The organism is Cupriavidus sp. 22TCCZM04-2, assembly GCF_057798895.1.
This window is the reverse complement of sequence record NZ_JBYOJS010000036.1, coordinates 1-22248: the sequence shown is the minus strand read 5'-3', so window position 1 is coordinate 22248 and position 22248 is coordinate 1. Positions and strand designations below refer to the sequence as shown.

The following is a 22248-nucleotide window of genomic DNA, read 5'->3' as shown; positions in this document are numbered from 1 at the left end:
CGGCGTGTGTCAAGGTAGTTGTCGCGTCCGCCGCTATGCTGCTTTCCGGTACTCCTTAGGCTCCAGCTCAGCCCGCTCGGGGTTCAGGTAGACCACTGGATCCAGCTTCCAATTCCGGATTCCCCGCGACCAGCGCTGCGGGTGCCGGGCGCGCGCAGCCTGATACACCACCATTCGTCGCGCCAGCAGGGGTATCGCTTCCCCGCGGTGCCGCTGGTTCGGCGTGACATACTTCAGCCCGCTGTGACGGTGCTCCTCGTTGTACCAACGCACGAACCGATGCACCCATTCACGCGCCTGTTCCAGCGTATCGAATGGCCTCTCGGGCCACAGCGGGCAGTACTTGGCCGTACGGAACAACGCTTCGGCATAGGCGTTGTCGTTGCTCACGCGTGGGCGGCTGTATGACGGCACCACGCCCAGATCCTGCATCGCAGCGCGCATGCTCAGCCCCTTCATGACGCTGCCATTATCAGAGTGCAGCACCAGCGGCCGCCCAGCCGTTTGCTCGCGCAGACAGCCCAGTTCGAGCAGCCGGCGGGCATGCTCCACCGACTCGCTCTCGTGCACTTCATTGACCACCAGCTTGCGGCTGTAGATGTCCTGCATCATGTACCAGTAGAAGAAGCGACCCTTCACCGTAGTGGGCATCCACGTGATGTCCCAGCACCACACCTGATTGGCACCGTCTGCACGATGCGTGGTCGGCGCGCGGGGCTTGGCATTGTGACTGCGTCCACGTCGCCGGCTCTGCCCTGCAGCCCGAAGCACACGGTAGAACGTCGATTCCGACGCCAGGTAGCGGCCCTCGTCGGCCAACTTCGGCACGATCTGGTGCGGCGTCAGGCTCTCGTAGCCAGGCTGGTTGGCCGCTGCCAGCACGGCCTGCCGTTCTGCCTCGCTGAGCTTGTTCGCCGGCACCGGGCGCTGCGCTCCCGGGCGGCCATCCTCTGGCGCATGGCGCCAGCGCTGCAAGGTGCGCTCACTCAAGTCCAGTTCCTCGCAGGCCCTGGACTGGCGTGCACCGCTCTTTACCGCTTCATCGATCAACGCAATGGCATCGCGGCGATCCGAGACGTTGATCAGTCTTCCTCGTCCCTTCCCCAGATCGCCTCGGCTTTTTTTCTCAGCACCAGCAGCGCTGCTGTCTCAGCCAGCGCCGCATCCTTGCGCTTGAGTTCGCGCTCAAGATCCCGGATCCGCTTCTGAGCCGCCTGTTCCTCGCGGCGCTGCGCCAGGTCAGGCTTGTCTGGTGTCTTGGCATTGGCCTGCTCGCACGCGGCCCGCCACGCCCGGATCTGTTCCGGCTGAATACCCTTCCTGCGGCAGTATTCGGACAGCTCCGCCTCACTCAGGGGCGCCGTCTCCAGCACCACTCGGAACTTGTCCGCACTGGACCACTTATCACTTTGTTTGCCGTTGCCTGGCACAACCTTTCCTTGCTCTCGGGCCGCGTTGCGCCAGTTGCGCAGGCACACCGTTGTAATGCCTGTCTCCCTGGCCAACTCCGCCACCGACCGGTTCAAGGGCGGCTTCATCTGCTCGACCACCCATTCTTTGTACTCCGCCGGATAAGGCTTCATCTTCCAACCGTTACCGCCCCCCATTGTCCTTCATCGAAAGGCAGCGAGGCGACAACTATCCTGACATGGAGGGGAGCGACAAAAAGTAACCAAAAAACGCGTCGCTAGCCGCTGGCAGTCCATTCCACGGCAGCAGTGGTTCAAGCTGCCTTGGTCTCAGGCGCCTAGTGATTCAGAACCAGTGCCTGCGATAAGCGGCTTTTGTACGATCCCCATGTAGGGCTCGGGTACAGCGTTCCAACAGGGTCAGAGGTGGGACGCCTACGGCTGCGCTGCGCGCGCATCCTGGTCGGTGTGCGCGGGGCATCAATGTCGCTGGTGCTGTGCTTCGCATATTGTCCTTATTCGCCCTTATTGATTTCAGCCGAGCCGCGCGCAGCGCAGCCGTAGGCGTCCAACCGAGGGCATGGTTAGCAGGAGCCACCACGTAATCCGGGTTCGCTCATCCGACGCATCTATCCTGATCATCTACGCGGCAGGCAGTCTGGCTATGCGCTGTACCGTCTTCACCCCAGCGAGCCGTTCGTCAACCACGAAAACGCGTTTTTGCCACGCCTGCCAAGAGCGATAACCAAATCCCACCCAAGAACAGCAAGCGCCCGCCAAGCACAAAAAATCCTCAACTCCTCAATTGCTCTTCAAGACATGCCTCGCCCGATAGCCCGCGAAGTCGCGCTCCAACTGCGCGTGGCTCAGCCCAAACTGCTCCGGTGTATAGCTGTGCGCCGCCCGCTGATTGCGCGGATTGCCTTCCATCCATGCCCACATTCCCGCGCGCGCGGCTTCGGTCAGCGGCATGCCCGCAAAGCGATAAACCGCCCGCGCCACGCCAAAGGGATCGCTCACCGTATCCTCAAATCGCACATCGAGGAAGCGCTCGGCCGGCAGGCTGTCACGCACGGCCATGGCGTGCTCGGTCCCTCGCCTCATCTGCTCGCTCCACTGCTGCCCCACGGCGACCGCATCTGGCGCGTCGGCATACATCTTCCACAGCGTATGGGCCATGCTGGCCATCGACGGAATCGTCTGCGTTGGATCGCGGTGGGTCAGCACGACCTGCGCGCCCGGGAATACCCGGAACAGGATTTCAAGCGTGTGCAGGTGCTGCGGTGTCTTCAGCACCCAGCGCTGCGCCGGCGCCTCGCCGCGCTGCCGCTTCTGCCATTGCAGGAACTGCAGCATGGTCTTCAGGTAGGCATAGACTTCGGTGCGATCCTGGCGCGCGAGCCAGGCGGTATACGCCGGCACGTTGGCATAGGAATCCATCGCGCACAGGAAGGAATGCTCCATCAGCATGAATTCCTCGTCGGCCGCCATTGCGTCCAGCGGATGGATGGCGAGAATGTCCGGGATGAAGCGGATCATCTGCGCGACCTCGTCTTGCGCCAGCGCGATGCGCCGGCTGGCGTCGCGCGCGTCCTCGCCGGGCAGCGGCGCCGGGTAGCGCGTTTCCCACCAGGCGGCGGAACAGAACCGCGCGTCCGTCGCCAGCATGCGCTGCAGCAGCGTGGTGCCGGTGCGCGGCAGGCCGACGATCACGAGCGGATCGTCCACGCGCTCCTGCAGGATCTCCGGATAGCGCCGGCAATAGTCCTGGATCACCAGCCGGTTCACCAGTTGCGCCTGCAGCTTGCCCTGCAGCATCTGCGCGCCTTGCGGCGTCAGCCCGGCCTCGCGTGCGAGCGAATCGGCCAGCACCTCCAGCGCTTCGCAGTAATTGCCGGGGCCAAAGTCGGTCAGTCCACCGGCCTGCTCGCTGGCCTGTGCCAGCAGACGTTCTACATCAAGCACGAAAGTGTCGTCGGATGCGATGGTGTTCATGCGTTCTCCTCCCTGAGCGATTCAAGCTTGACCACGCGCGCGCGCGGATGCACCGGCTGCGCCGCCCCGACCCAGCGCCAGCACATGGTGCCGTTGCCATGGCCCGCGGTCTCCAGCCAGTTGGGCAGGCCCGGATCGCGCGCGCTCAGGATCACGGTGACGCCGCCGTTGGCGTCGAGCCGCGCACCGTGCTTGTTGATGCAGATGTCGTGGTAGCGGTAGTCGAGCGACTCCATCCAGTAGTTGTTGATCTGGAAGTTCCAGAACTCGCACGCCGGCACCCGGTCGACCTCGACCACCAGCGCCTCGTCGTCGGCAAGCTGCCAGCTGGAGTGGTAGTAGTAGATGTTGGGATCGCCGCCGGCCGCCTGGCACACCGCCTGGTCCGCGGGCGGCAAGGCGTTGACATGGCCGCCGTAGCCCTGTGCCCAGTCCGCGAAGATGCGGGCGGTGCCCTCGACAAAGCCCGCCGCGCGCAGCAGGCCGCCGTGCAGGCGCTCCGCACTGAGCACGGGCGGCTTGCCGTTGCCGTCGATGCGCTCGATCCGCAGTTCGGCCGGCGTTTCCGCCTTGCGGTCGAGGAAGGTCTGGCGCACCACCAGCGCATTGGTGGCCGGCTCCATGCGCACCCAGTTTCCCGCCTGCGGCTGCGCGCTGAGGATGATCTCGAAACTGCCGTCCGCTTCCACCACCAGCTTGCTGCTGTCGATAAAGCCGGTCTGGACCATGTGCCCGTCGGTCTCGTAGCCGCCCTTCTGGGTGCCGAAGCTCAGGTAGGCGACCGTGCCGCGCCGGCCGCGGATGCGGTAGGCGGCGCTGCCGTCCAGGCGCGCATAACGGTACAGGTTGTCCGGGTTGTCCGCGCCGATCTTGGCGGTTTCATGCGATGGCGAGAAGAAACCGGGAAACGCCGGATCGGCGAACTCGACGTGCATCTCCAGCGCAATGCGCAGCAAGCGGCTCAGGTAGCGGAAGCCCTCGGCGCGCGTGAGCGCGTCAGTGGGTGCCTCCGCGCGCAGGATCTGCTGCCCGCTACGCTTGAGCACCTCGCAAAACTCGGCCCAGGTCTGGCCGCTCAGCAGTTGTTCTTCTGCGGAGGTCGCCATCTGCGTGCTCCCGTGGTTCGTCTTCGTTCATCAGCGAAGCAACGATACCCAGTGCAGGCCAGGCTTCTCCTCGTCCGGGCGGACTAGGAAATGCGCGCCGCACTCCGCCATTTCCTAGTCCGCCCGGACGAAGTGGCGCGGGGCTCCGGCTCGCTACCTTGTGTCCATGCCAGGCCTCGGCAAGATCCCTGCACGGGGCCGGCGCAACCAAGAGGAGAACCCGATGTTGACCCACCTGGAGCAACTGGAGGCGGAGAGCATCCACATCATGCGGGAGGTGGTGGCGGAATGCGAAAACCCCGTCATGCTCTATTCCATCGGCAAGGACAGCTCCGTGATGCTGCACCTTGCAATGAAGGCCTTCCACCCCGCGCGCCCGCCGTTCCCGCTGCTGCACGTCGATACCACGTGGAAGTTCGGCGAGATGATCGCTTTCCGCGACCAGACCGTCGACCGGCTCGGCCTGGACCTGCGCGTGCACATCAATCCGGAAGGGCTGGAGCGCAATATCAGCCCGCACGAGCACGGCTCGGCCGTTCATACCGACGTGTGGAAAACGCAGGGCCTCAAGCAGGCGCTGGACCACTACGGCTTTGACGCCGCCTTCGGCGGCGCGCGCCGCGACGAGGAAAAGTCGCGCGCCAAGGAGCGCGTGTTTTCGGTGCGCACCGCCCAGCACCGCTGGGACCCGAAGATGCAGCGCCCCGAACTCTGGCGCCAGTACAACACCCGCAAGCGCAAGGGCGAAAGCCTGCGCGTATTCCCGCTGTCGAACTGGACCGAGCTCGATATCTGGCAATACATCTACCTCAACGACATCCCGATCGTGCCGCTGTACTACGCCAAGGAGCGGCCGGTGGTCGAGCGCGACGGCACGCTGATCATGGTCGATGACGAGCGCCTGCCGCTGCGCCCCGGCGAAACGCCGCAGATGCGCAAGGTCCGCTTCCGCACGCTGGGCTGCTACCCGCTCACCGGTGCGTTCGAGAGCGAGGCCGACACGCTCGGCGGCATCATCCAGGAAATGCTGCTGGCGACCACCTCGGAGCGCCAGGGACGGCTGATCGACAGCGACTCGGCCGGCTCGATGGAGAAGAAGAAGCAGGAGGGATACTTCTGATGGACACCCTGATCGACAACGCGCCCGCCAAGGTGCAACCCGGCGGCGCATCGGGCGCTATCGCCGATATCGCCCACTACCTGCGCGCCCAGCAGAGCAAGAGCCTGCTGCGCTTCATCACCTGCGGCAGCGTCGACGACGGCAAGAGCACGCTGATCGGCCGGCTGCTGTATGAATCGAAGATGCTGCTCGAGGACCAGCTTGCGCAGCTCGAGGCGGACTCGAAGAAGGTGGGCACGCAGGGCGAGAACCTGGACTTCGCGCTGCTGGTGGACGGCCTGGCCGCCGAGCGCGAACAGGGCATCACCATCGACGTGGCGTACCGCTTCTTTGCCACCGACAAGCGCAAGTTCATCGTGGCCGATACGCCCGGGCATGAACAATACACGCGCAATATGGTCACCGGTGCCTCCACCGCCGACCTGGCCATCCTGCTGGTGGACGCGCGCCGCGGCGTGCAGACGCAGACGCGCCGCCACAGCTACCTGGTCGCCACGCTGGGCATCCGGCGCGTGGTGCTGGCGGTCAACAAGCTCGACATGGTGGACTATTCGCGCGAAGTCCACACGCGCATCGAGAAGGAGTACCGCGAGTTCGCGAAGCAGATCGGGCTCACCGATATCGTCTGCATCCCGATGTCGGCGCTGCGCGGCGACAACATCACCGAGCCGAGCGCGAATACGCCGTGGTACCAGGGCCCGACGCTGATGGATCACCTGGAGAGCGTGCCGATCGACCACGTGCCCGCGCAGGACGAATCGTTCCGGCTGCCGGTGCAATGGGTCAACCGCCCGAACCTGGATTTCCGCGGCTTTGCCGGCACGGTCAGCGCCGGCGAGATCCGCCGAGGCGACCGCGTGCGCGCGCTGCCTTCCGGCCGCGAGAGCCGCGTAACGGGTATCGTCGGCGCCGACGGCGACTGCGAGCACGCCATGCGCGGCCAGGCGGTGACGCTGACGCTGGCCGACGAGATCGACGTCAGCCGCGGCGACGTGCTGACCTGCGCGGAAGACCCGCCCGCGGTGGCCGACCAGTTCGAGGCCACGCTGGTCTGGATGAACGAGGATGCCATGCTGCCGGGGCGCCCCTACCTGCTCAAGCTCGGCACGCGCACCGTGGGCGTGACCGTGGGGCAGCCCAAGTACAAGGTCAACGTCAACACGCTCGAACACCTGGCCGCGCGCACGCTGGAACTGAACGAGATCGGCGTGTCCAACCTGCACCTGGACCAGCCCGTCGCTTTCGACCCCTACGCACGCAGCCGCGAGCTGGGCGGTTTCATCATCATCGACCGCCTCAGCAACAACACGGTCGGCGCCGGCATGCTGCACTTTGCGCTGCGCCGGGCGCAGAACGTGCACTGGCAGGCGATCGACGTGGATCGCCACGCTCACGCCGCGCTCAAGCACCAGTCGCCGCGCATCGTCTGGTTCACCGGGCTGTCAGGCGCGGGCAAGTCCACCATTGCCAACCTGGTGGAAAAGCGCCTGCATGCGCTGGGGCACCACACCTACCTGCTCGACGGCGACAACGTGCGCCATGGGCTGAACAAGGACCTGGGCTTCTCCGAGGCGGACCGCGTCGAGAACATCCGGCGCGTGGCGGAAGTGGCAAGGCTGATGCTGGACGCCGGGCTGGTCGTGCTGGTGTCGTTCATCTCGCCCTTCCGCTCCGAACGCGAGATGGCGCGCACGCTGGCTGGCGACGGCGAGTTTGTCGAAGTGTTCATCGACACACCGCTCTCGGTGGCCGAGCAACGCGACCCCAAGGGCCTGTACCGCAAGGCGCGCCGTGGTGAGCTGAAGAACTTCACCGGCATCGATTCGCCTTACGAGCCGCCCGAGCGGCCCGAACTTCGCATCGACACCACGGCCGATACGGCGGAACAGGCAGCGGAGCGGATCGTGGCCTGGCTGCGGGAGAAACCCTAGGCTGAATGGACGATGAGGCGGTTGCCTCGGTCAGTACGATGGGAGGGGCGGGATGCCCGCCTTTCCTGTTGCCCTGCATCGAGCGACCGTCATCATGCTGCCAGACTCCCTGCCGGCCACCGAACTCAGCGCCCTGCTCGCCCAGCTCTACCAGGGCCCGACCGAGGCCGTGCCCTGGGCGGGCTTCCTCGAAAGCATGCGCCAGCGCCTGGACGCCGTCTTCGTCACGCTGGTGCTGCGCCACCCCGCCAGCGACCGGCCCGGCCTGATCGTCAACGCCTCCGGCATCGGCCCGCACCTGCCGGGCGAGCCCTCGTACAGCGAGCAGTACTACGCGCTGTGCCCCTTCCTCGACCTGCATCCGGACCGCCTCTTCAGCGCCGACGAACTGTTCGGCGAAGCGGGCTGGCTGGCGCACCCGTTCTATACGCAGTACCTTCAGCCGCTCGGCCTGCGCTATATCCTGGCGGCCAACCTGGTCACGCCGGATGGCGTGGAATGCGCGCTGTTCATCAGCCGCGGTGGCGCCGGAAAGGACTTCGGCGAAGCCGAGAAGCCGCTGCTGCACGGCCTGCTGCCGCACCTGAAGCGCGCGGTGGACCTGCATGCCGCGCTCGACGTGCTGCAGTCCGAGCGCGCCCTGTACGCCGAAGCCGTGGACCGCCTGCTGGTCGGCACCGTGATCCTGGATGAACACGGCAAGGTGATCCGCAGCAACGACGTCGCGGCGCGGCTGCTGCAGGCGCGCGACGGTCTTTACCTGACCGACAACAGCCTGCAAGCGCATTGTCCGGTGGAGAACCGCAAGTTCCGCAAGATCCTGGAAGGCGCGGCGCAGGCCCACGCGGCCGCCGCGCATCGCAGTGAAGTCACGACCCTGAACCGGCCCGGCGCGGCCACGCCGCTGAGTGTGCTGGTGCGGCCGATCCCGCTCAGCTACCGCAGCGAAGACAAGGCGCTGCGGCCCGCGGTGGCGGTATTCATCCGCGATCCGGCCGGCTCGCCGCGCAATACCCACGCCAGCCTGCGCAAGCTGTACCAGCTGACGCCAACCGAGATCGAACTGGCTTTACTGATGGTCGACGGGCTGACGCTGGATGAAGCCGCGGCCCGGCTGGGCGTGAAGAAGAATACGGTGCGCGCGCACCTGAGGGGGATCTTTGCCAAGACCGGGGCGACGCGGCAGGCGGTGCTGGTGAAGATGCTGCTTTCCAGCGTGGTCGGGATGGGGTGAGGAACAGGGGATGCCGAACGGCATCCACCCGCCATCGTTCGCGGACTCATCTTCAGGTAGTCGGCTCCCAGCTCAGGCGCCGGCCATCGCCTGAACCGCCCTCAGTTCGTGCTTGACCACCTTGCCCGCGGCGTTGGTCGGCAGCGCCGCCAGAAACGCCACGGAGCGCGGCACCTTGTAGTTGGCCAGGCGCGGCCGGCACCATTCCAGCAAGGCCTCGCCGCTCAGACTCTCGCCTTCGCGCAGTACCACGAAGGCGCTGCCGACCTCCCCCATGCGCGCATCGGGCACACCGACGACCGCGACCTGCGCCACCGCCGGATGCGTGCCGATCAGGTGCTCGATTTCCGCCGGATAGCAGTTGAAGCCGCCGACGATGAACATGTCCTTGAGCCGGCCGGTGATCGACAGGTTTCCGGCGGCGTCCAGCTTGCCGATGTCGCCGGTGTGCAGCCAGCCCGCGTCGTCGACGGCCTCGCGTGACGCGGCCTCGTCATCGAAGTAGCCGCGCATGACGTTGTAGCCGCGGATCCACACTTCGCCCTGCTCCCCGGCAACCACGTCGTTGCCTTGCGCGTTCACGCAACGGATCTCCACGCCGGCAAGCGGACGCCCGCTGGTATTGGCGATGGTCTGCAGGGCGTCGCCCAGCCGGCAGACGGTGGCCAGGCCGCAGCACTCGGTCAGTCCGTATGCGGTCAGCACGACGTCGAATCCGAGCACCTTGCGCATGCGCCGGATCAGTTCGGGCGCGATCGATGCCGCTCCGGTGACAGCCACGCGCAGCGACGACAGGTCGTATGCGCGCAGCCGTGGATGGGCAAGCAGGCTCAGGTAGAGCGTCGGCGAGCCCGGCAGGAAACTGACACGGTGACGTTCGACGCATGCCAGCACGGTTTCCGCATCGAACTGCGCCAATGGCAGGATGGTAGCGCCGCGGATCACGGCCGCGAGCCAGCCGGCCTTGTAGCCGAACGCATGGAAAAACGGATTGATGATCAGGTAACGGTCGCCTGTGCGCAGGCCGACGATGGCCGACCACTCGGAGAAGGCCCGCAGATTCTGCCCGTGCGTGCTGATCACCCCCTTGGGCTTGCCCGTGGTACCGGACGTGTAGAGCAGGTCGGAGGGACTGTCAGGTGTCAGCGCGGCCAGACGCAAGTCAAGCAGTTCCGCGGGCGTGTCCCCGGCGCGCGCGAGAAAGGCCTCCCAAGACAGACAGCCTTCGCGCTCGCCGCGCAGAATGACTTGATGCCGCAAGGCAGGCAGGGCATGCCCGTGCAGCATTCCCGGATAGTCGACGCCGAGAAAATCGCCGATGCTGAACAGCACGCGCGCACCGCTTCGCGCGAGTATGTCGGCCGCCTCGCCGCCCTTGAACCGGGTATTGAGCGGCACCAGGACGCCGCCGGCCATGTGAATGCCGAGCGCGGCGACAATCCACTCGTGGAGGTTGGGCGCCCAGACGGCGACGCGCTCGCCGGGCTCCAGGCCGAGCGCCATCAGCGCCCGCCCTGCGACGCGCGCGGCCTCGTGCAACGCGGCGTAGCGCATCAGCTGGCCGTCTTCCTCGATGGCCACCGCATCCCCGTACAGCCGCGCCGTGTGCGCGACGGCTTCAGGAATGGTCGATATTGCCGAAATCGCCGGTACCGTCGAAGCGGTGGAAAACAGTGGCGGGCAATCGCTCATGCTTGCAAGCCTCCCTGGTGATCGGTCTGCCCGCGCGTCGCAAGTCCTGCAACCGGGTAGTCCGTGTAGCCGCGCGCACCGGGCGTGTACAGCAGCGTGCGGTCGAATGCGGCCAGCGGTGCGCCATGCCGCAGGCGCGCGGGCAGGTCCGGGTTGGCGATGAAATGGCGCGCGAACGACACGGCCTCGCCGGCGCCGTCGGCCACGGCACGCGCGGCGCTCGCGCCGTCGAAGCCATCATTGACGATGAGCGCGCCACCGAAATGCCGGCGCGCCAGCGCGAAGGCATCCAGTGCGCGCTCGGGCGAGCGGCTCACGTGCAGGTAGGCCAGCCCGAGCGGTGCCACGGCATCGAGCAGCGCGCCATACGTGGCCACCGGGTCGTCATCGTGCATGTCGTTGTACGGGTTGCCGGGACAGATGCGCAGGCCGACACGGCCCGGGCCGATCGCGCCTCCCATGGCTTCGATCGTTTCCACGACAAAGCGCAGGCGGGCGGTCAGCGAACCGCCGTAGCCGTCGCTGCGCCGGTTGGCGCAAGCGAGCAGGAACTGCATCGGCAGGTAGCCGCTGCTGCAATGCAGTTCGACGCCGTCAAACCCGGCAGCCATTGCATTGACGGCTGCCTGGCGGTATTCGTCGATCACGGCCGCGATTTCGTGCCCGGCCAGCGCGCGCGGCGTCTCCATCTCGACCAGGCCGTGGCCGTCGGCATAAAGGGTGCCACGCGCACGGATGGCCGAAGGCGCCACCGTCTGCGCGTCCGCCGCCTTGTTATGGCGGCTTGCGACGCGCCCCACGTGCATCAGTTGCAGCACCATTGCCGCGCCCTGGCTGCGCGCGGCGATGGTCACCTCGCGCCAGGCGCCGATCTGCGCGGCGGTCTCGATCCCCGGCGTACGGCAATACCCCTTGCCGTGCCGGCTCGGGTAGGTGCCTTCCGCGACAATCAATCCTGCGCCCGCGCGCTGCGCGTAGTACGTCTGGTGCAGCCCGGTGGGCAAGTCGCCCGCGCCGGCGCGGCTGCGCGTCATCGGCGCCATCACGATGCGGTTGGAGAGTGCAATATCGCCGAGCCGCAGGGGCTCGAACAGGCTGGCGTTCATCTCTGGAACTCCTCTTCTGGTGTCGGCATCGCGTCAGCGCGTGCGGACTTTCGGTAGCGAGGATCCGCGGCGCATCGCCGCAAGAAACTGATCCAGCGGCACCGGCTCCGAGACGCCGGGCAAGAGCTCGCCCGGCTTGGCATTCCAGAAGGCCTTCCACGACGGCCACAGCGCATGCCAGGAGCCTTCATAGGGTTCACGGCCCGGCCAGCGCATCTTCCTGTCGCCGATGGGTGGCTTGTTCAGGTCGCTGGCGTAGAGATAGCACGGCAGGCGGCGACGGAAATGCCAGCGCCCGCCAATGCGCTCGTAGTCGTCCCAGTAGAGCATCTGCATGATGACCCATTCGGGGCCGGTCTCATGCTCGTTCTTCGAGTACACCACGCCGCTCGCATGATCGGCATCCTGGAACTCGATGATGTGCCCGCCGATGTGGTGCGACGTCACGGTGAACTGATTGCGCAACGTGTCGTCAATCCAGCGCCGCAGATGCTCGCGGCCCACCTGGTCCTTGCCCACCGCCACGTCCTCCGGGAACAGGCTGGTCCAGGCATCTAGGTCGCGCATGTCGAGCGCCAGCGCGTACTTGGCCGGCAACATGCGGATCTCCTCGATCGACTCCAGCCGGTCGAGCCGGGCCTGCAGCGATTGCGTTTGCGCCGAATCCGGCGCCATGTCAGTTGTCACTTGCCTCTCCCTGGTCAGTCGGCGGATACGTTCAGCTTGCCTGCGGCTCGGCACGGCGCTCGGTCGACGTCTGCGACACGTAGTCGGTAGCGCCCACATCCAGCCGGCAGGTCTTGCCGCCATCTACGACCAGGCTCTGCCCGGTGATATACGATGCCTCGTCCGAGGCCAGGAACAGGATGGCGCCAGCGACTTCCTGCGGCTCGCCCACGCGTCCCAGCGGCACGGAGCGCGCGGTGCCGCGGGCCATTTCCTCGCTGGCAAGTGCCTCGCGCGTGCCCTCGCTCCAGACCACGCCGGGAATCACCACGTTGACGCGTACGTTGTGGGCCGCGCCCTCGAGCGCCACGGCGCGGCTGAAATTGAGCACGCCGGCCTTGGCAGCGCCATAGGCCGACAGCCCCGGACTGCCGAGCAGGCCCACCACGGAACCGAGGTTGACGATGGCGCCACCCCCTGCCGCCTTCATCACGCGCAGCGCCGCGCGCGTGCCAAAGAAGGCCACGTCGAGGCTTCCGCTCAGGCACTGCCGCCAGGCTTCGGTGCTGACCTCGTCGAGCACGCCCCAGGTGTAGTTGACTGCGTTGTTGACCATCACATGCAGGCCGCCGAAGCGGGCGACGGTCTGTGCCACCGCCCGCTCCACGTTCGCTTCGCTGGTCACATCGGCCTGAACCCACTCGGCCTCGCCGCCGCGCGAACGAATCTCCTCGGCCACCGCGCGCAGCGGCGCCTCGCGCCTTCCGCACAGCATCACCTTCGCCCCTTCGGCCGCAAAACGCGCTGCCGTGGCGGCGCCGATTCCCGTGCCTGCCCCGCTGATCAGCGCTACCTTGTCCTGCAAACGACCCTTCACTTGCATACTGTTCTCCCCCTTCATCCTTATCCGCGGGCAGGACAACGATCCGATTGCGCGATCCGATTGCGTTGCCCTCTTGCCCGCACCGTTAAATCATGGCCATGCCGCCGCTGACGGACAGCGTCTGGCCGGTCATCTGCATGCCGTCGCCGCTCACTAGGAACAGTGCCGCCGCCGCAATCTCCTCTGGCTCGGCCATGCGGCCCAGGGGGATCGCGCGCTCCAGGCTGCGCGCCCATTCCTCGCTGATCGACTGCATCATCGGCGTGCGGGTGGGACCGGGGCAGATCGCATTGACGCGGATGCCTCGCGGGCCCAGGTCGCGCGCCAGGCATCGGGTAAGACCGAGCACGGCCGCCTTCGACGCGCAGTAGCTGAGCGGGCCTTCTCCGCTCAGCGCCGAGACACTGGCGATATTGACAATGGCGCCGCCACCGCCCGCGCGCGTCATCAGCCGTACTGCCTCGCGCGAGCAATAGAACGTGCCATTGAGATTCACGTCCACCACGCGCTGCCAGCCGGCATCGTTGAGGTCGACGATCATGTCGGTATGGACCGTGGGCGTTTCGCCGGCCGCCAGTTGCCGTCCGCGCTCGGCCGCGCGCGCCTGGTAGTGCTCGAAGCCGTCTCCGGGCACCTGCCCGATGCCTGCGTTGTTGACGAGAATGTCGAGCCGCCCCCAGCGCCGCGCGACCTCGTCATGCAGCGCCGCGACCGCCGCGCTGTCCGCGACGTCGCAGCCGCGCGCCATGCCGTGCGCGTTGCCGATCCGCTCAAGGGTTGCCTGCGCGGCGCCCGCATCGCGATCGACGACCACCACCGCGGCGCCCTCGGCTGCAAAGCGCTCGGCCATGGCGCGCCCCATGCCGGACCCGGCGCCGGTGACCAGCGCCACCTTTCCTTCCAGTCGCATGATTTCTCCTTGTGACCTCTCCTTGATCAGATCAGGTGCAGCTTGCTCACGGCCTCGGCCGGCACCTCGTCAAGCGTGCGCCAGGTACCGTCGCGCCGCTCGAAGACCTTCTTGCGGTCCAGGTCGGCAGGCAGGTCGGCAACGTCGGTGTAGAACTGGCGGTACCACTCGCGCAGCTGATAGACCGGACCGTCGGCGTCGCTGAGCACGGGGCGGTCCACGCGGATCTTGTTGTGCCAGATCTCCACGTCCTGGAAGAAGGAGGCCTGCGCCTGTTCCACGTAGGCCTGCGCCATCTGCTGGTTCTGCTCCTCCGATTGCCCCGGCACTTTCCTGACCATAACGCCGTAGCGCAGCTCGAAGCTCTGCGCGTCGATCGGCACATGGCAATTGAGCAGGATGGTGTCGATGGTCCCGCCGTCCACCTCCGCGGTCATGCGCGTCACGTGGTAGGCCGGCCCGAAGTACGCACTGTCCGCGACCAGGCCGCTGCCAAGCAGTTCGCTCTCTTCGCCGCGGAACATCTGGTAGCCGATGTGGCGGTCAAACGTGTTGCAGAAATAGACGGCGGGCGAGCCGTGCACCGGCCCGAAATGGGCGACGTCCGCGAGGTTGTCGACCAGCTCGCGGCAATGGTTGCCGATCACCATCTTGCGGATGGTCCAGCCGGTCCACTCACCGCTGAAGCAGGCATTGATGCGCGGTACCGCGACCTCGGGCGGCGGCGGCGCGCCCTCGGGGTCATGCCAGATGAACAGCAGGTGGTTCTGCTCGCAGGCCATCCACGCACGTGTGCGTGCCTTGGGCGGAATGCGCTTTGCGCACGGCACGTGCTCGCAGGCACCTTCGCCATTCCAGCGCCAGCCATGAAAGCGGCATACGATGGCATTGCCCTTCACTTCACCCAGGGCCAGGTCCGCGCCCATGTGCGGGCACCACGCGTCGAGGATCCGGATACGCCCGTCCTCCCCGGTGAACGCCACCAGGCGCGTGCCGAAGATATCCAGCCGGTGGGGCTTGCCGTCCTTGTAGTCAGAGGCTGGCCCGAGGCAATGCCAGCCGCGGGCAAAGCGGCTGCCCGGCGGGGTTGTCTGCGAGGTTTGCTGCGCGTCCATGTCTGCTCCGTGATGACTGTTTGCACACGGCCGTATTGTTTTGACAGGGCCGGCCCGGGGGCATGGTCCTGACGGACTAGATTCGGCGCATTTGCGAGCGACATGGCACGGCACGGCCCAAAGCTAGTCTGTTGGGACGATATTTCGTCACATGACGGGCATCCGCCGGGACCCGCGTCCGGGGAAATACCCACTGCGAATCGCACGGACAAGCCGCTATTATTTCCGGCCGACCGCAGGGCGGTGGCACCGAATGACCGGTTCGGTGCGACGCCGAAGCGGCCATTGCACGGCAGAATTGAGACAAGACCGATGACACGCCCCTCCTGGATCGACGCCCGGCGTCCCGGCCAGTCCGAGCTCGACATGGACGAGATCAGCGATCTGATCGGCCTGGTGTACGACGGCCCGCTGCTCGAGATCCCGTGGCAGTCCTTGCTTGACGCCCTGCGACACCTGCTGGACGCCAACTACGTGACACTGGTGTTGCGCCCGCCCTCGAGTACCTCACCCGGCCAGATGATTACTTCGAGTGCGGTCGATACCACCGTGGGCACCGGCGCCTATGCGCAGCATTTCTACGCGATCGATCCGTTCGTCAACCTGCCCACCGGGCGGGTCCTGACTGTTTATGAACTGATCGGCGAGGCGAGGTGGCTGGAGAGCGAGATCTATCGCTTCTTCAACAAGCCCTACGACGTGCTGCGGATCATGGGGGTGGACATCCGCGCCGAGCAGGGAGAGGAGTGTCGCCTGCGGGTGTGCCGCCCGCACGGAAGCGAGGACTTCTCCGATGCCGACAAGGCACTTTGCCAGCGCATCGTGCCGCACCTGCAGCGCGCGGTGCGGATCCACGCCAACCTCAATACGACCGAATCCGAACGGCGCCTGTACGCCGGCACCGTCGACCGGCTGCTGATCGGCTCGGTGGTCCTGGACGATGCCGGCCAGATCCTCACCACCAACGGCATGGCTGACGAACTGCTCGCGGAGAAGGACGGCCTTGTGGTCTGCAACGGCCAGCTGACAGTCGACTCGCCACAGGAGAACCGCAAGCTGCAGGCATTGGTCCGCCAGGCCACGGCATTGCGCGACTCGGTGCAGCCTGGCATACCGATCGGGCTCTCGGTGCCGCGCAAGGGCGGCCGCGCCAAGCTGGGACTGCTGGTGCGTCCCATCGCCGCGCAAACGTGGTCCCAGCAGCCGCGCCAGCCGGCCGTGGCGGTATTGATCCGCGACCCTGACCAAAAGGCCCTGGCGTCGACCGATCTGCTGCGCAATATGTTCGAGTTCACCCGGGCAGAGGCGTCGCTCGTCCTGCTGCTGACCCAGGGCCTGTCGCTCGACGAAGCCGCGCAGGAACTCGACATCCGCCGCAATACCGCGCGTGCGCACCTGCGTGCCGTGTTCGCCAAGACTGGTGTGACGCGGCAGGCGGCGCTGGTGCAGACCGTACTGCACAGCATCATTCCGCTCGGCTGAGGCGGAGGCGACGTGCACGGGGGGCCGGCACGCCGCCAGGGTGGAAGAAATGGTTCTTTGCCGGATTGCGGGGAATGGGAATGATGGGGTTGGCGTGCTTGGCAGGCGCTGCGGTTTGGCTGGCGTAGCGGGCGGCGGAGCTTTGGTTCGTTAATGGGTTGTCGCCCTTGGCAGGCGCCGCTGTTTCGCCGGCGCAGCCGGCGAGTCTTTTTTTGTCCGAGCAAAAAAAGTAACCAAAAAACGCGTCGCTAGCCGCTGGCATCAATTCCACGGCGGCAGTGGTTCAAGCCGCCTTGGTCTCAGGCAGCATGGTTGCTCGTTCGAACCTGCTACGCCTGGCGAGTCAGAACCAGTGCCTGCGATAACCGGCTTTTGTACGATCCCCATGTAGGGCTCCGGTACAGCGTTCCAACAGCGTCAGTGGTGGGACGCCTACGGCTGCGCTGCGCGCGCGTCCTGGTTGGTATGCGCGGGGCATCAGTGCGCAGGCGCGGTGCTTCCCGTCCCCTCCCGTGCCCTTATTGTTTTCAGCCGAGCCGCGCGCAGCGCAGCCGCAGGCGTCCGACCGATGGCGCGGTTAGCAGGAGCCACCAAGTAATCCGGGTTCGCTCATCTGACGTGCCTATCCTGATCATCTACGCGGCAGGCAGTCTGGCTATGCCCTGTACCGTCTTCACCACCACGGGCCGTTCGTCGACCACGAAAACGCGTTTTTGGTTACTTTTGTCGCGAGACAAAAGTGACTCGCCGGCTACGCCGGCGAAACAGCCGCGCCTGCCAAGAACGACAACCCCCAATCACTCCCCATTCCCCGCATTCCCGCGAGGAACCAAAAATTGCCCCCCGATGTGCCCGTTTTAATCCATTTGGACTATGTTGCTTCCGGCGCCACCCGAAACAATGCGCACATCAGCGGCGTCTGTCGCAGCTGTAGACCAACCATGACGGGAGACATACCAAGTGACCATCCAGCCTGACAACGCGAATGACTTGCGCGTGACCCTCAACACTCCGGCCAGCGCGGTCGTGGTAACCGGCGGCGCCTCCGGCATCGGCGAGGCTTGCGCGGCGGCCCTGGCCGCTGTCGGCCGGCCCGTGGCCGTCTGGGATATCCAGGAGGAAAAGGCGCGCGCGGTCGCCACCGCGCTTGCCGAACGCTATGACGTGCCGACCTTCGGTATCGGCATCGACCTGCGGGCCGCCGATGGCATCGGCGATGCGCTCGCACGCACCCGTGCGGCCCTGCCACCGCTGGGCGGCATGGTGCATGCGGCCGGCGTTGTCGACCAGAGCGGAATCGACGGCCTGACCCAGGCGCGCTGGGACGCCGTGCTCGACGTCAACCTGCGCGCCATGGCGCTGCTGGTGCAGGCCATGCTGCCTGACCTGCGCGCGCAAGCCGGCGCCGCGGTGGTCGGCATCGCGTCGATCAATGCCACGTTGGGCAACGCGCTGATCCCGGCCTACTCCGCCTCCAAGGGCGGCCTGCTCTCGCTGGTGCGCTCGCTTGCCGACAGTCTTGGCCGCGACGGCATCCGCATCAATGCGGTGTCTCCGGGACAGATCCACACCCCGATGCTCCAGCCCGCCATCGACGCCCTGCCCCCGGGCAGCTTCGAGCGTCGCATCCAGCTCGGCCGCCTCGGCACGCCCGCGGAAATCGGGCGCGTGGTCCGTTTCCTGCTGTCCGACGAGGCCAGCTATGTCACCGGTACCGAACTCGTTGTCGATGGTGGCAACATCCCCTCGCAGCGCTGAAGCGCAGTGGCCCGCCCCGTGGCCATGCGCCTGACCGTGCGAACCGGCATGGCGCAAAACCACGGGCCAGCTTCCTCGTTTGCCCGCAGCGGCTTCCTCGCGCAGCCATTCCTCCTTCCAGCCGACGCCGCGAAGCGCGCCGGCCGGAGGGACCAGCTCTCATCCAGTGCGCCGGCTCATGCCGGAACGGCCTGCGGAAGTTGCGTACGCTGACAGGCGGCAATGTGCCGGCCTGCGTTGCGCCCGGACCAGATGCAGTCGGCCAGCGACAGGCCGCTCACGTAATGGTTTGACGCCAGCCCCACCGCCGTACGGCCTACGGCATACAGCCCGCTGACCGGCGCGCCCGTTGCCGACAGCACCTGTCCGCACGCTTCGTCGACGCGCAGCCCGCCCAGCGTGATCGACGAGCACGGGAACACGCGGCTGTGCGCGGAGATATCGATGGCAAGCCAAGGGCCCTCGTCAAGCGGCGCGCACATGGCGGAGGACTTGCCTGCCGGGTCGGGCCGCTCGCCGCGCGCGGCCGCGCTATAGTCCGCAAGCGTTGCCTGCAGCGCGGCGCGCGGCATGCCGAGGCGATCCGCGAACGTGTCCACCGAAGACGCACGATGGCCGCCGGCCAGCATCAGCAGCGCAGCCGGCACGGCCTGGAAGGCCCACAGTTTCCCGCTCAGGCATTCACGCAAGGCCGCGCGTGCCAGCTTGCGGTTCAGGATCAGCCAGGCCCGGCCGTCGTGGTGCTCGCACATGGCATGTCCGAGCGTGGCACCGTAGACTTCTTCGTTGCCGATGCGCACGCCGCGCGCGTCAACCACGCAGCCGCGCGCCCAGTCGAAGGGCGGATTGATGAAGCGCCATGCCGATACGCGCTCCAGGTGCCGTGCCTCGCCTCCGGCCGACAGGCCAAGCCGGATGCCGCTGCCATCGCAACCGGTGGCGCCGAGGCGCCAGTTCGACCGGTACTTGCCCGCATGTTGCGCGACCATCTGCTGGTTGAAGATAAAGCCCCCGCTGGCCAGCACCACCGCGTCGGCCCGCACCGCGTAAGGACGGGCATGACGCAGTTCCAGCCGCAGCAGCCGCGCGCGCAGCGCATCGGCCAGCGCCGGCGACATGTTGTGCACCTGCTCCGCCCAGCGTGCCAGGCGCGCATGCCTGCGCTGCAGCCGCCCGGGCGGCACCTGCCACAACTCGACGCCGATCACCGCGCCACTGGCATCTGTAATCAGCCTGCGCGCCGCCGTGTGGCGCAGCACGGTTACGTTCGCGCTGCCCTGCACCGCACGCTGCAGCACGCCGTAAAGCGCGCGCCCGGACATGCCACGTCCCTTGGTGCGATGTCCGCGTGGCGCGGGCTCCGCGAAGCGCGCATAGGCCGGCACGGCCTCGTTGCCCGAGTAATAAAGGTAATAGGGCTGTGCCGGGTACGACGTCTTGCGTGGCGGCATGGCCGCAGAAAACCCGGCACCAAGTCCCTCCAGCCAGCCGATCATGTCCCGGCTGCGCGCACAGAATGACTGCAGCGTCGATTCGCTGACTACGTCGCCGACCTCCTGGCGCAGATAGTCCGCCATCGCCTGGGGCGTGTCGTGATAGCCGGCCTCGGCCTGGTAAGGCGTGCCGCCGCCGGCATAGACCACGCCGCCGCTCTTGATGCTGGCACCGCCGCCTTCGAAGCGCTCCGCAACGATCACCTTGCGCCCGCCAGCCGCGGCTTCGAGCGCCGCACAGGCACCGGCCGCCCCGAAACCGACGATGACCGCATCACAGCATGCCTGCCAGGCGAAGGCTTCAGGGTTGGCGAGCCGCAGTGGCGCGGCGACCGGCGTAGTGGATTCATCCAGTGTTGTCATGACTTTCTCCCCGCATATGGATGCGGCGTGATGCCGCGGACAGGGGACGCAGCAGTGCCGGCGTGGTGTCCGCGCGGCTCTGCGGTCTCCTTGTTGGTGTCTTGTGTGGTGGTGTGTTGGCATGTGCGTGGCCGGCATTCATGGTTCCATCGGCATTGGCAGGCGCCATCGTCTGATGGGACTAAGGACGCCCCCATTCGCGAGATTCCGGGCCCGGCATGCTTCATGCCGTGATCTGCAGGCCGGTTCAGCCGAGTGATATCACGCTGCCCAGCAGCATCCGCACCAGCTTTGCCTGCCGCGTGACACCCGTCTTCGAGAAGATTGCCCGCAGATGCGCGCGTGCCGTGTTCTTGCTGATCCCGAGTTCTTCCGCGGACTCATCGAGCGTCAGCCCGTTGGCGAGCTGCAAGGCGAGCTCTGTTTCGGCCGGCGTGAAATCGAACAACTGTCGCACCATGTCACGCGAGGCCTGCGACCTGCGCTCGGGATCGCGGATAAAGACCACGCACGCGGGCCGGCGCCGGTTGTCCTCCGACCATTCACTCAATGGTATGGTGCGGACCAGCAGGCCCAGCCGGGCCTTGCCGGATGGGCGCGTGACCGACATCGCATCCGTCGCCACCGTAGCCGCGCCCCGGTGCACCAGCATGGCCTGACGCAGCAGGCGCTGGAATTTCCGGTTCTCCTGCCCGTAGCTCACTTCCAGCGTTCCCGCGGCGACACGCATGCCGTCCCTGGCAGCCAGAATCTCGTCCGCCGCCGCGTTGGTCTTGATGATCGTGCCCGACTCATCAATCATGACCATGCCGACCAGCATTCGATCGATGGCGCCGGCGCAGACATTGCGCTCGGACTCGACCATATCCATTCGCGAGTGCAGATCCACGGCGCGCTTCAGATGCGGCAGCAATGCCATGCAGAGCGCCTTCTCGGACGGACTGAAATCCGGTGCATCCATATTGCGGGAGACGCGGAGTCGACACTCCACACCATCGTCCGTGCGCAGGTCCGCGCCGAGTACAAAGCGCACGCCGAGAGGATGCAGGAACTGCCGGTACAGCTCGCTGCTACACCACGCGGCCTGGCCGAGGTGCTCGTCGATGGTGACCACGCGATTGGGCGGCAACCCGACGAAGGGGTCGAGCGAGTAGAAATAGCTGTTGTAGGAAGCTTCGCCGGGCTGCGTAGTACCGTGCTCGGACGCATTGACCATCAGCCCCGAACGGTCCGCGGCCGGCGAGCGCAAGATCAGCGTGACATAGTTCGCGCGGAGTTGCTTGCGTATCAGCTCGAGCGCCTTTCCCCACGGCACCTTCTCCATCGGGCCCTGGTAGATCTGTCCGAGGATTGCACTGAAATCGGAAGGCGACAGCTCCAGCTGCGCGAAGGGGCCGACTGACCCCGGATTCCGGGTCACCTCCATCAGAATTTCCTTTTGTCTCTATCTTTCTCATTCGGCCCCGGGGCAGGCCCTGGTGCCGGTACGCGTGCTCTGCGGGCGTTTATGTCGTCGGGGATTATAGGAGCCGGCTTCCCTCATTCCGGCGACGGGCGTGAGCTTAATGCACGGAATTCTGGGAACGTAATCCGAACGGACTAGGGAGTAGGGCGAGCGCACATGCCCGATCTTGCGCGGCAGTTCCGCGAAGGGACATGGGTGATGGGGAGGGTGGGGGTTGTCGTGCTTGGCGGGCGCTGCTGTTTCGCGCGCGTAGCCGGTTGGGTTTTGATTGAGCGGGATTTGTTGCTCTTGGCAGGCGCTGCTTTTTCGCCGGCGCAGCCGGCGGGGTTTTGATTGAGCAGGAGTTGTCGCTCCTGGCAGGCGCTGCTGTTTCGCCGGCGTAGCCGGCGAGTTACTTTTGTCTCGCGACAAAAGTAACCAAAAACGCGTTTTCGTGGTCGACGAACGGCCCGTGGTGGTAAAGACGGTACAGGGCATAGCCAGACTGCCTGCCGCGTAGATGATCAGGATAGATACGTCA

General features: G+C 66.4%; 16 protein-coding genes. 5 read left to right on the top strand and 11 right to left on the bottom strand.

Going from position 1 to position 22248, the window contains the following annotated elements; all coding sequences use genetic code 11:
• Positions 1-33: 33 nt before the first annotated feature.
• The 3 genes from AC3FKG_RS29195 to AC3FKG_RS29185 form a co-directional block, all read right to left on the bottom strand.
• Positions 34-1583, bottom strand: a protein-coding gene (locus tag AC3FKG_RS29195) for an IS3 family transposase (RefSeq protein WP_488742417.1) whose coding sequence is annotated in 2 segments (ribosomal slippage) — positions 34-1097 and positions 1097-1583 — 1551 coding nt in all. Because the reading frame shifts where the segments join, the coding sequence is not laid out codon by codon here.
• Between the two features lie 627 nt (positions 1584-2210).
• Positions 2211-3404 (bottom strand): sulfotransferase family protein, encoded by a 1194-nt coding sequence (locus AC3FKG_RS29190; RefSeq protein WP_488744808.1) that lies wholly within the window; start codon positions 3402-3404, stop codon positions 2211-2213.
• Entirely contained in the window at positions 3401-4510 is a 1110-nt protein-coding gene (locus AC3FKG_RS29185; RefSeq protein ID WP_483712124.1) for a DUF1214 domain-containing protein, read from the bottom strand. Before AC3FKG_RS29185 ends, AC3FKG_RS29190 begins: the two co-directional genes overlap by 4 nt.
• Before the next feature lie 166 nt (positions 4511-4676).
• Between AC3FKG_RS29185 and cysD the strand changes: the two genes are divergently transcribed.
• The 3 genes from cysD (at position 4677) to AC3FKG_RS29170 (ending at position 8795) form a co-directional block, all read left to right on the top strand.
• A complete protein-coding gene (gene cysD / locus AC3FKG_RS29180; RefSeq protein ID WP_488744807.1) occupies positions 4677-5630 on the top strand; it encodes a sulfate adenylyltransferase subunit CysD in 954 nt (317 codons plus the stop codon).
• Positions 5630-7561, top strand: coding sequence for a sulfate adenylyltransferase subunit CysN (gene cysN, locus AC3FKG_RS29175; RefSeq protein WP_488744806.1), 1932 nt, complete (start codon positions 5630-5632; stop codon positions 7559-7561). Before cysD ends, cysN begins: the two co-directional genes overlap by 1 nt.
• A gap of 94 nt (positions 7562-7655) precedes the next feature.
• Positions 7656-8795, top strand: coding sequence for a helix-turn-helix transcriptional regulator (locus AC3FKG_RS29170; protein ID WP_488744805.1), 1140 nt, complete (start codon positions 7656-7658; stop codon positions 8793-8795).
• A 72-nt stretch (positions 8796-8867) separates the two neighbouring features.
• Here AC3FKG_RS29170 and AC3FKG_RS29165 read toward each other — a convergent pair whose 3' ends face one another.
• From AC3FKG_RS29165 to AC3FKG_RS29140, 6 genes are all read right to left on the bottom strand, one after another.
• Positions 8868-10487, bottom strand: coding sequence for a FadD3 family acyl-CoA ligase (locus AC3FKG_RS29165; protein WP_488744804.1), 1620 nt, complete (start codon positions 10485-10487; stop codon positions 8868-8870).
• Complete coding sequence (locus AC3FKG_RS29160; RefSeq protein ID WP_488744803.1) at positions 10484-11593, bottom strand: alkene reductase; 1110 nt, start codon at positions 11591-11593, stop codon at positions 10484-10486. Before AC3FKG_RS29160 ends, AC3FKG_RS29165 begins: the two co-directional genes overlap by 4 nt.
• A 33-nt stretch (positions 11594-11626) precedes the next feature.
• The gene (locus AC3FKG_RS29155; protein ID WP_488744802.1) at positions 11627-12280 is read right to left on the bottom strand and encodes a nuclear transport factor 2 family protein; all 654 of its coding nucleotides are present in this window, start codon (positions 12278-12280) and stop codon (positions 11627-11629) included.
• A 31-nt stretch (positions 12281-12311) separates the two neighbouring features.
• Positions 12312-13142 (bottom strand): SDR family NAD(P)-dependent oxidoreductase, encoded by an 831-nt coding sequence (locus tag AC3FKG_RS29150; RefSeq protein WP_488744801.1) that lies wholly within the window; start codon positions 13140-13142, stop codon positions 12312-12314.
• A gap of 85 nt (positions 13143-13227) precedes the next feature.
• Positions 13228-14052 (bottom strand): SDR family NAD(P)-dependent oxidoreductase, encoded by an 825-nt coding sequence (locus AC3FKG_RS29145; protein WP_483712132.1) that lies wholly within the window; start codon positions 14050-14052, stop codon positions 13228-13230.
• 26 nt (positions 14053-14078) lie between these two features.
• A complete protein-coding gene (locus AC3FKG_RS29140) occupies positions 14079-15167 on the bottom strand; it encodes a 3-ketosteroid-9-alpha-monooxygenase, oxygenase component (RefSeq protein ID WP_483712133.1) in 1089 nt (362 codons plus the stop codon).
• A 312-nt stretch (positions 15168-15479) separates the two neighbouring features.
• Between AC3FKG_RS29140 and AC3FKG_RS29135 the strand changes: the two genes are divergently transcribed.
• Together AC3FKG_RS29135 and AC3FKG_RS29130 are read left to right on the top strand one after the other, a co-directional pair.
• Positions 15480-16649, top strand: a complete 1170-nt coding sequence (locus tag AC3FKG_RS29135; protein WP_483712134.1) for a helix-turn-helix transcriptional regulator — start codon at positions 15480-15482, stop codon at positions 16647-16649.
• Between the two features lie 960 nt (positions 16650-17609).
• A complete protein-coding gene (locus AC3FKG_RS29130) occupies positions 17610-18407 on the top strand; it encodes an SDR family NAD(P)-dependent oxidoreductase (RefSeq protein WP_483712135.1) in 798 nt (265 codons plus the stop codon).
• A 176-nt stretch (positions 18408-18583) separates the two neighbouring features.
• Here the strand turns inward: AC3FKG_RS29130 and AC3FKG_RS29125 are convergent, their stop codons facing one another.
• Positions 18584-20263 carry an FAD-binding protein gene (locus AC3FKG_RS29125; RefSeq protein ID WP_488744800.1) on the bottom strand — a complete coding sequence of 560 codons (1680 nt, stop codon included), beginning with the start codon at positions 20261-20263 and terminating at the stop codon, positions 18584-18586.
• A gap of 247 nt (positions 20264-20510) precedes the next feature.
• Positions 20511-21695 (bottom strand): helix-turn-helix transcriptional regulator, encoded by a 1185-nt coding sequence (locus tag AC3FKG_RS29120; protein ID WP_488744809.1) that lies wholly within the window; start codon positions 21693-21695, stop codon positions 20511-20513.
• Between the last annotated feature and the right edge of the window lie 553 nt (positions 21696-22248).

What these genes read in the sequence shown, in the direction of transcription:
- AC3FKG_RS29190 (WP_488744808.1), bottom strand. Translation starts at nt 3,404, where the DNA reads ATGAACACCATCGCATCCGACGACACTTTCGTGCTTGATGTAGAACGT.
- AC3FKG_RS29185 (WP_483712124.1), bottom strand. Translation starts at nt 4,510, where the DNA reads ATGGCGACCTCCGCAGAAGAACAACTGCTGAGCGGCCAGACCTGGGCC.
- cysD (WP_488744807.1), top strand. Translation starts at nt 4,677, where the DNA reads ATGCCAGGCCTCGGCAAGATCCCTGCACGGGGCCGGCGCAACCAAGAG.
- cysN (WP_488744806.1), top strand. Translation starts at nt 5,630, where the DNA reads ATGGACACCCTGATCGACAACGCGCCCGCCAAGGTGCAACCCGGCGGC.
- AC3FKG_RS29170 (WP_488744805.1), top strand. Translation starts at nt 7,656, where the DNA reads ATGCTGCCAGACTCCCTGCCGGCCACCGAACTCAGCGCCCTGCTCGCC.
- AC3FKG_RS29165 (WP_488744804.1), bottom strand. Translation starts at nt 10,487, where the DNA reads ATGAGCGATTGCCCGCCACTGTTTTCCACCGCTTCGACGGTACCGGCG.
- AC3FKG_RS29160 (WP_488744803.1), bottom strand. Translation starts at nt 11,593, where the DNA reads ATGAACGCCAGCCTGTTCGAGCCCCTGCGGCTCGGCGATATTGCACTC.
- AC3FKG_RS29150 (WP_488744801.1), bottom strand. Translation starts at nt 13,142, where the DNA reads ATGCAAGTGAAGGGTCGTTTGCAGGACAAGGTAGCGCTGATCAGCGGG.
- AC3FKG_RS29145 (WP_483712132.1), bottom strand. Translation starts at nt 14,052, where the DNA reads ATGCGACTGGAAGGAAAGGTGGCGCTGGTCACCGGCGCCGGGTCCGGC.
- AC3FKG_RS29140 (WP_483712133.1), bottom strand. Translation starts at nt 15,167, where the DNA reads ATGGACGCGCAGCAAACCTCGCAGACAACCCCGCCGGGCAGCCGCTTT.
- AC3FKG_RS29135 (WP_483712134.1), top strand. Translation starts at nt 15,480, where the DNA reads ATGACACGCCCCTCCTGGATCGACGCCCGGCGTCCCGGCCAGTCCGAG.
- AC3FKG_RS29125 (WP_488744800.1), bottom strand. Translation starts at nt 20,263, where the DNA reads ATGACAACACTGGATGAATCCACTACGCCGGTCGCCGCGCCACTGCGG.